We start from the raw sequence: 6,564 nt of genomic DNA, 5'->3' as shown, positions 1-6,564 counted from the left end.
TCCACGAAATCCAGCGTCTCGAACACATCGGCGCGCCCGTCGCGGATGCAGAACACCCCGTTGGGCAGCAGGCCGAAATTGCCGGGGCCGGGGTTCGGGATAACCCGCATCTGCTCCTGCCCATCCTCGACATAATGGCCGACGGGCGAGCGGTCGTCATGATACATGCCGGCGTTCATCGCAAAGGCCAGCCGTTTGCCCTCGGGTTCAAGCGTCTCGTTAACCGATGAGAAATGCCCCAGCACTTCGCCGTCTTCACCATTCAGAAACAGGCGCAGGTCCGCTGCAGTCGCATCGACCTCGCAGACAGTGTAGCGTAGATCCTCGTGGGTCACGTTTTCGCAGGTCACCGCAGAGGCTTGCGCGGCCCATAAAGCCGCGCCCAAAATGGTCAGTGCCCGGATCACTCGTCCAGATCGCGGCGCACCGCGTCCTGCTGGAACATGCGGCGGGTGTCGTCCAGACGGTCAAACGTGTCATCCAGACGGAACCGCAGATCGGGCGAGAACTTCAGGTTCAGTTTCTTGCCGATCACGCGCCGTAACTCACCTTTGTTGCGGGCCAGCAGGTCGATCACGTCCTCTTGCCCTTTGCCGCCCAACGGCAGCACATAGGCGGTGGCGATTTTGAGATCGGGCGAAGTGCGCACCTCACCCACGGTGATCGACATGCGGTTCAGGTCGGGGTCGTGGACATCTCCGCGCGCCAGAACTTCGGACAGGGTGCGACGGATCAGTTCGCCGACACGCAGCTGTCGTTGGGACGGGCCGGGGCCATCGTGGAATTTGTTCTTTGCCATATCCCCGATCTAAGCCCAAAGCGGGGCTTTGCCAAGCGGGCGCGAACGGGGTAGGAGGCTTTGAGCCGACTTAGCGAAAAGGACCAGCGCAATGACCCATATTCCGGGGATCGTTATCACAGGGGCTTCGGGCCGTATGGGGCAGATGCTGATCAAGACTGTTACCGACAGCGATCAGGCGCGTCTGGTTGGCGTGGTCGAGCGCAAAGGCCATGATTGGATCGGTCAGGACGTGGGCGAGGCCATGGGCGGTCAGGCGCTGGGCGTCACCGTCACCGATGATCCGCTGGAGGCGTTTGCGCAAGCGCAAGCGGTGATTGATTTCACCGCGCCCGAAGCGACTTTGAAATTTGCCGCTCTGGCTGCGCAGGCGCGTTGTGTCCACGTGATCGGCACAACTGGCATGTCCGATGAACAAATCGCGGCACTTGAACCGGCCTCGCGCCACGCCGTGATCGTGCGGGCGGGCAATATGAGCCTGGGCGTGAACCTGTTGGTGCAACTGACCAAAAAAGTCGCTGCGGCGTTGGATGAAGATTTCGATATCGAGATCATCGAAGGACATCACCACCACAAGGTCGATGCTCCCTCAGGCACAGCGCTGATGCTGGGTGAAGCCGCCGCCGAGGGGCGCGGCGTCAATCTGGCGGATGTGTCTGATCGGGGCCGCGACGGCATCACCGGCGCGCGCAAGCGGGGCGATATCGGTTTCCACGCCATTCGCGGCGGCGATATTGTAGGCGAACATGATGTGCTCTTCGCTGCCCCCGGAGAACGCATCGTCCTGCGTCATCTGGCCAGTGATCGCGCAATCTTTGCCCGTGGTGCGCTCAAGGCCGCGCTGTGGGGTCAGGGCAAGGCACCCGGGCAGTATGACATGGTGGACGTGCTGGGTTTGTAGGCCATAAACGCCCGAATTGTTGGCGCTAAGCTCTGATCCATGCGTATACGTCGTTCCGGTCTGGCAACCGGTGTCCTGCTGGCACTATTTTATCTGACACTGCTGCCATTTGTGGCGCACGGGTTTGGTATGATTGGCGTCGGCCTGTCGTCGGATGCGGCCCAGCGAAGCTATCTTTTTGCTGATGGTCAACGTATCGGCCGCACCGCGATGGTGCTGCACATCCTTACAGGAACGTTCCTGGTGGTGTTGGTGCCGTTGCAACTGGTCCGCGCCCTTCGGCAGCGCTTCAACCGGTTTCACCGCGCCTTGGGTGCTGTGCTGGTCGCACTGGCGCTTGTAACAGGGATGGCAGGTATGACCTATATCCCTTTGCAAGGCACGATTGGTGGGCCGGTGATGTCTGCCGCGTTTTTCCTATACGGCCTTTGCCTGTTCACCGCAGCTTTGATGGTCGCGCGCATGGCGCTTTGCAACGATCGCGCGGGGCACTGGGCCTGGGGGCTGCGGTTGTTCTGGCTTGCCTTAGGGTCGTGGCTGTACCGGGTGCATTACACGCTTTGGTATCTGCTGACCGGTGGGCTGGGGTCAGAGCCCGACTTCTCGGGCCCTTTCGATCTGGTTCAGAACTTTGCGTTCTTTGTGCCCTATTTGCTGGCCGCGCAGATTTGGATCCTGCGCAAACGGTTGGGGCACCAAGGTGTTTTGGTCACAGCTCCTTGATCCTGTCTTCGCGCAAAGGGCAGGCCAGGTACACACCGAACTCTTTCCCGATATCGGCGCTGACCCGTGCGTGAACCGCACCCTGTCGGTCTAGGAACCGTTGGTCATCTTCGACCGGGAAAATCCCCTCGTGCCAGATGCCGGGATGGATATAGAGGCCGCTTGAACCGTCGCACCAGAACGCCACCACCTTGTCCGGGGTCAGGTTGTCTCCGGGCAGAGCGGCGGGGACAATGAAAGGCTTGTTGTCCAGAGGCCAGAACATCTGTCCACCGTCGGGGTGATAGTTCATGTGCCAGAGCAATACCTGATCACGGGACGCGGTTTGTCGGTCTGTCTGCGCGGTTTGCGGATCAGCGGACCAGCCAAGAACGTAGTGGCCTTTGACCGCTTCGTTCTCGCCATACAGCACATCGCCTTGCCAGTCGCATTTGAACGTACCCTCGACCCAACCGCCTTCGTCGCCGGTGCCTTCATCGATGGGGCGCCAGCCTTGCTGCGGCCAGCGTACGATCTCAATCTCGAACCTGTCGGGGTCATCGACCAGACAGCCATAGCCTTTGACCGTCTCATCCGTTGCGCGAATCAGAGGAACCTCATGCCAGGGTAACGAGGGTTTGGAACTGGCCTCGAAGATGTATTCAGGTGCAGTCATGACGTGCCCAGATGTTTGTCGACCATGCGCTGCACCATGGGAGCAAAATGGGCGAAATCGGGGGTCTCCATATCCGCGCGTTTGCCAGCCTCATCCAGAAAGCGCACCTGAATGATCTCTTTCAGGTTTGGGTTGGATTCGAATGCGGCAACCTCTTCCGCGCTCATCGGGCCGCCCTGCAATTCCAGCGTATGAACCGAAGCAGCAGACAAGCGCTGGAAATACTCGGGCTTGGTAGCGCAGAGATACCGCTTGGCCGCCACGTGATAGCGGCAGCAATCGGTGATGACCGATGGGAAGAACTGTTCCAGCACTTCCGCCCCTGCGTCTTCGTGATGGCGGTCTTCGGTGTCGTCGGGGTGATAGGTGCCAAACTCGGAGGTGAAATGGCCAATGTCGTGCAGCAGCGCGCCGACGATGATTTCTTCCGGCTGGCCGTTCTGCTCGGCGATGGTGGCCCCTTGCAGCATGTGTTGGGCCATGGTGACAGGTTCGCCCAGATATTCCTCACCGCCGCGGCGCTCGAAAATGTCACCGATGAAGGCTACGATATTGTCACGGTTCAACGTCGAGAAATCGGGTTTCATTCAGCCGCCTCCGGGTGCGTTATTTCCATCGCGGCGAGTGTGGACAGCAAGCCGTCCTTGTCAGCATAGCATCCCTGCAACCAGCGTGAGCCCGCGCCGGAATAGCCCAGCCGCGCGTGCAGCACGCGGGTGTTGTCGACGATAAAGCTTTCGCCCGGTTCCAGCTTGAACGACACGCCCATCGCCGGGTCGTCGATGATTTCGCCGAATTGGCGGTAGGCGGCATAATATGCGTCCATCTTGTCAAATGGGATATCGACCAGCGGCGCAGTTGAGCGGTTGTTGAAGCGGACGCCGATCAATTCCCCGTCCGGAGACAGTTCGATCATCGGACGGCGCGACCGCAGCCAAACCCCGTCTGAACCCTTGTACTCGAACCGTGCCGGGTAGCCGGCCAGCAGGGCAAAGTCTTCGGGATTTTGCGCACGCAGCTTTTCGGCAGCGCGGAATCCATCAACCACGATCGAGTCACCGCCTTCGGCCGAGTTTTCCAGACAATACAGGATTTGCAGCGTCGGCACCGGATCGCGATAGGGGTTGTCGGTATGGGCCTGCAAGCCAAGCCCGGTGTAGGCAAGGTTGGTTGGGTTCACCTCAGTCCGCACTTCGAAATAGGGGCCATAGTTCGTCTCGCGTACATAGCCAAACAGATCAGCCACTTTCAGCAGCGATTCTGGTGCGGTCGGGCCACCCGTAAGCTTGGCAAACCCGAATTCTGCGACGGCTGCCAGCCAATCACGTTTGGTGGTCGGGTTTACGTGAACTTCATTCCAGTCGCCGCTGGGTGCGTTGATGCCGCTTTCCCACGTGGTGATGCCTGGGGCGATGCGACCAAACGCGTTGTCCTGATCGCGGTCATAGATGTGATCTGCCAACCATTCGGCGGGGAAGACGACGGACTTTTCCTCGGGCTGGAACGTGATCTTCAGATCGCCAGAAACAACCTCGGCCGCGCTGATTGAGACGTCGGCTGGAATGTCGCCGATCGTGATCAGGCGCTGGCCGTTTCCGGGTGAGCGGGTCTCAGGATCAAGCGCGTTGTCGCGCAACCAGATCGCGTGAAAACGGGCCTCGGCTCCGGTGTCGAATGCAACGGTGACAACCGAAGTGTCATGAGTGGCGGTGCGCAGCATTTGGGGTCTCCTGTTCGGCGCGAGCTTTGGTTGAGCAGATACGCCGTTCATGGCATTACGACAATTAATCCTTATTTCGGCTGAGGCTTGGAAAATCTAATGGCTAAGAAAAAGATCGGATTGCCGCCGCTGGACTGGTTGCGCGTGTTCGAAGCTGCAGGGCGTTTGGGGGGGTTCTCGGCTGCGGCCAAGGAATTTGGTTTGACGCAGGCCGCTGTCAGCCAAAGGATCGGCAATCTGGAGGCTTGGCTGGGCCGGTCTCTGTTCGTGCGCGAAGCGCGGGGTGTGTCACTTACGGTGGAAGGCGAGAGCTATCTGCCGCTGGTGCAAGACAGCCTTCAGGCGCTTGAACGCAATACCGAGGACCTGTTCGGAAAGTCCCCACGAGAGCTGCGCGTCGCCGGATTGTCGTCCAACATTCACGCGCTTGTCCTGCCAGCCCTGCCTGCGTTTCAAAAGTTGCGGCCCAAAGTGCGGGTGCTGACCGATTCAGGGGCGCGCCGGTCAACCTTGGATGAAGAGCGGACCTGGCTGCAGATCCGATATGGCCGTGGCATGTGGGCTGGGCGCGACGCGGCCTTGATCGCGCATGAGGTTCTTGTGCCTATGGCCGCACCGGGAATCGAGTGGGGTGCCCCTCTGATCGAATTGCGCGGAGAACGCCCCGGATGGCGGGAATGGGCCCAAAAATGCAATCAGGAGGATGCACCGCCGTCCCAAATCAGTTTTGATTCGATGGAACACGCGATCTCGGCAGCGCGACGCGGACTGGGTGTGGTGCTGGGGTCGGTACCTCTGGCTTTCGCCGATCTACAAGAGGGTCGGTTGCGCAGGATGGGCCTGCCGGAATTGCAAACCAAAGACGGGTATTGGCTGACCTGGCCCGAAGATCGGGCGAAATCCAAAAAACAACGCGCGCTGATAGAGGATTTTTTGCAGGCGCTGCGCGGCTGAGCGCCTAGAAATCGATGGCGATGCCCTTCTTTTCCCAATCGCCATAGCGGGCCGGGTCCGGTCCGTCGCGCCCGCCCAGTTCCTTGGGCAACGCCTTGGCCTCGGCTTCGGCTTTGCGCCGGCGTTCTTCCGCTTCGGCCAGTGCGCGTTGGGCGGCTGGGGGCAGGTCTTTGCGGTTGTCACTCATGACATCGGGTTCCTTTCCGTGCTGTGTCTTGATATACGCCCGCGTCCGCCATTGGCAATGCGGGCGCAAGTCACAGTAAGGCAGTACCATGGCAAACAGCGCAACAGCAGCACGGCGCAGCGCAATCTATCTTCTCGATCAGGTTCTGGGTGAGGGTCGCCTGTTGTCCGAATGTCTCGCAGCGGGCGCGTTGGACCGGCTGGGGCCTGAAGATCGCGCGCGCGCTCAACGTCTGGCGTTGGAGACCTTGCGCGGGCTGGAACGCGCCGACAGGTTGCTGGACAATCACTTGAACCGCACGCCTGCTCTGACCGTTCACAACGCGCTCAGGCTGGGCGCAGTTGAGCTGTGTAATGGTGAAGCCGCGCATGGTGTGGTGAATTCCATGGTCGAGATCATCAGCCGGTCGCGCAAGCATGGGCGTCTCAAGGGCCTGGTGAATGCGGTTCTGCGCAAAGTCGCAGCCGAAGGGCCCGAGGCATGGCCCAAAATGCGTGTCCCGCGTTTGCCGGAATGGCTTCGCGATCCCTTGATCATGGCATGGGGCGCGGATGCCGTGACAGGAATGGAGCAGGCGCATTTCGCAGGCGCACCGCTTGATCTGACTTTGAAGCCGGGGTCGAAT

General features: G+C 60.3%; 9 protein-coding genes and 1 pseudogene. 4 read left to right on the top strand and 6 right to left on the bottom strand.

All coding sequences use genetic code 11. The features are described from left to right. Together AC2FNU_RS23430 and rbfA are read right to left on the bottom strand one after the other, a co-directional pair. Window positions 1-407, bottom strand: a pseudogene (locus tag AC2FNU_RS23430) (phosphodiester glycosidase family protein); the annotation flags it as partial. Beyond that, window positions 404-799 carry a 30S ribosome-binding factor RbfA gene (gene rbfA / locus AC2FNU_RS23425; RefSeq protein ID WP_171093264.1) on the bottom strand — a complete coding sequence of 132 codons (396 nt, stop codon included), beginning with the start codon at window positions 797-799 and terminating at the stop codon, window positions 404-406. The gene rbfA and the pseudogene AC2FNU_RS23430, both read right to left, overlap by 4 nt. Window positions 800-890: 91 nt before the next feature. On the opposite strand from rbfA, the gene dapB reads away from it, so the two are divergent. Both dapB and AC2FNU_RS23415 read left to right on the top strand, forming a co-directional pair. After that, on the top strand, window positions 891-1,700 hold the full coding sequence (gene dapB / locus AC2FNU_RS23420) for a 4-hydroxy-tetrahydrodipicolinate reductase (RefSeq protein ID WP_496793411.1): 810 nt from the start codon (window positions 891-893) through the stop codon (window positions 1,698-1,700). A 39-nt stretch (window positions 1,701-1,739) separates the two neighbouring features. After that, entirely contained in the window at window positions 1,740-2,423 is a 684-nt protein-coding gene (locus AC2FNU_RS23415) for a DUF2306 domain-containing protein (protein ID WP_496793407.1), read from the top strand. Here AC2FNU_RS23415 and AC2FNU_RS23410 read toward each other — a convergent pair. From AC2FNU_RS23410 to tmpA, 3 genes are read right to left on the bottom strand one after another with little or no spacing between them, the layout of a single operon-like run. After that, window positions 2,410-3,078 (bottom strand): ureidoglycolate lyase, encoded by a 669-nt coding sequence (locus AC2FNU_RS23410; protein ID WP_496793402.1) that lies wholly within the window; start codon window positions 3,076-3,078, stop codon window positions 2,410-2,412. The genes AC2FNU_RS23415 and AC2FNU_RS23410 overlap by 14 nt on opposite strands. Next, window positions 3,075-3,665 (bottom strand): (R)-1-hydroxy-2-trimethylaminoethylphosphonate oxygenase, encoded by a 591-nt coding sequence (gene tmpB, locus AC2FNU_RS23405; protein ID WP_496793398.1) that lies wholly within the window; start codon window positions 3,663-3,665, stop codon window positions 3,075-3,077. Before tmpB ends, AC2FNU_RS23410 begins: the two co-directional genes overlap by 4 nt. Continuing rightward, window positions 3,662-4,798, bottom strand: a complete 1,137-nt coding sequence (gene tmpA, locus AC2FNU_RS23400) for a 2-trimethylaminoethylphosphonate dioxygenase (protein ID WP_496793394.1) — start codon at window positions 4,796-4,798, stop codon at window positions 3,662-3,664. The genes tmpB and tmpA overlap by 4 nt, the downstream gene beginning before the upstream one ends. Window positions 4,799-4,897: 99 nt before the next feature. Here tmpA and AC2FNU_RS23395 point away from each other — a divergent pair, with 99 nt between their 5' ends. After that, entirely contained in the window at window positions 4,898-5,752 is an 855-nt protein-coding gene (locus AC2FNU_RS23395; protein ID WP_496793392.1) for a LysR family transcriptional regulator, read from the top strand. 4 nt (window positions 5,753-5,756) lie between these two features. Here the strand turns inward: AC2FNU_RS23395 and AC2FNU_RS23390 are convergent, their stop codons facing one another. Then, window positions 5,757-5,939 carry a DUF1674 domain-containing protein gene (locus AC2FNU_RS23390; protein ID WP_496793389.1) on the bottom strand — a complete coding sequence of 61 codons (183 nt, stop codon included), beginning with the start codon at window positions 5,937-5,939 and terminating at the stop codon, window positions 5,757-5,759. A gap of 88 nt (window positions 5,940-6,027) precedes the next feature. Between AC2FNU_RS23390 and AC2FNU_RS23385 the strand changes: the two genes are divergently transcribed. Continuing rightward, window positions 6,028-6,564: transcription antitermination factor NusB (locus AC2FNU_RS23385; RefSeq protein ID WP_496793386.1), on the top strand; the 537-nt coding region annotated here is incomplete at its 3' end.

The organism is Ruegeria sp. BHSB064 (genome assembly GCF_059613205.1).
Note: the sequence above shows the minus strand (reverse complement) of the source record. Positions and strands in the feature narration are given on the sequence as shown.

What these genes read in the sequence shown, in the direction of transcription:
- rbfA (WP_171093264.1), bottom strand. Translation starts at nt 799, where the DNA reads ATGGCAAAGAACAAATTCCACGATGGCCCCGGCCCGTCCCAACGACAG.
- dapB (WP_496793411.1), top strand. Translation starts at nt 891, where the DNA reads ATGACCCATATTCCGGGGATCGTTATCACAGGGGCTTCGGGCCGTATG.
- AC2FNU_RS23415 (WP_496793407.1), top strand. Translation starts at nt 1,740, where the DNA reads ATGCGTATACGTCGTTCCGGTCTGGCAACCGGTGTCCTGCTGGCACTA.
- AC2FNU_RS23410 (WP_496793402.1), bottom strand. Translation starts at nt 3,078, where the DNA reads ATGACTGCACCTGAATACATCTTCGAGGCCAGTTCCAAACCCTCGTTA.
- tmpB (WP_496793398.1), bottom strand. Translation starts at nt 3,665, where the DNA reads ATGAAACCCGATTTCTCGACGTTGAACCGTGACAATATCGTAGCCTTC.
- tmpA (WP_496793394.1), bottom strand. Translation starts at nt 4,798, where the DNA reads ATGCTGCGCACCGCCACTCATGACACTTCGGTTGTCACCGTTGCATTC.
- AC2FNU_RS23395 (WP_496793392.1), top strand. Translation starts at nt 4,898, where the DNA reads ATGGCTAAGAAAAAGATCGGATTGCCGCCGCTGGACTGGTTGCGCGTG.
- AC2FNU_RS23390 (WP_496793389.1), bottom strand. Translation starts at nt 5,939, where the DNA reads ATGAGTGACAACCGCAAAGACCTGCCCCCAGCCGCCCAACGCGCACTG.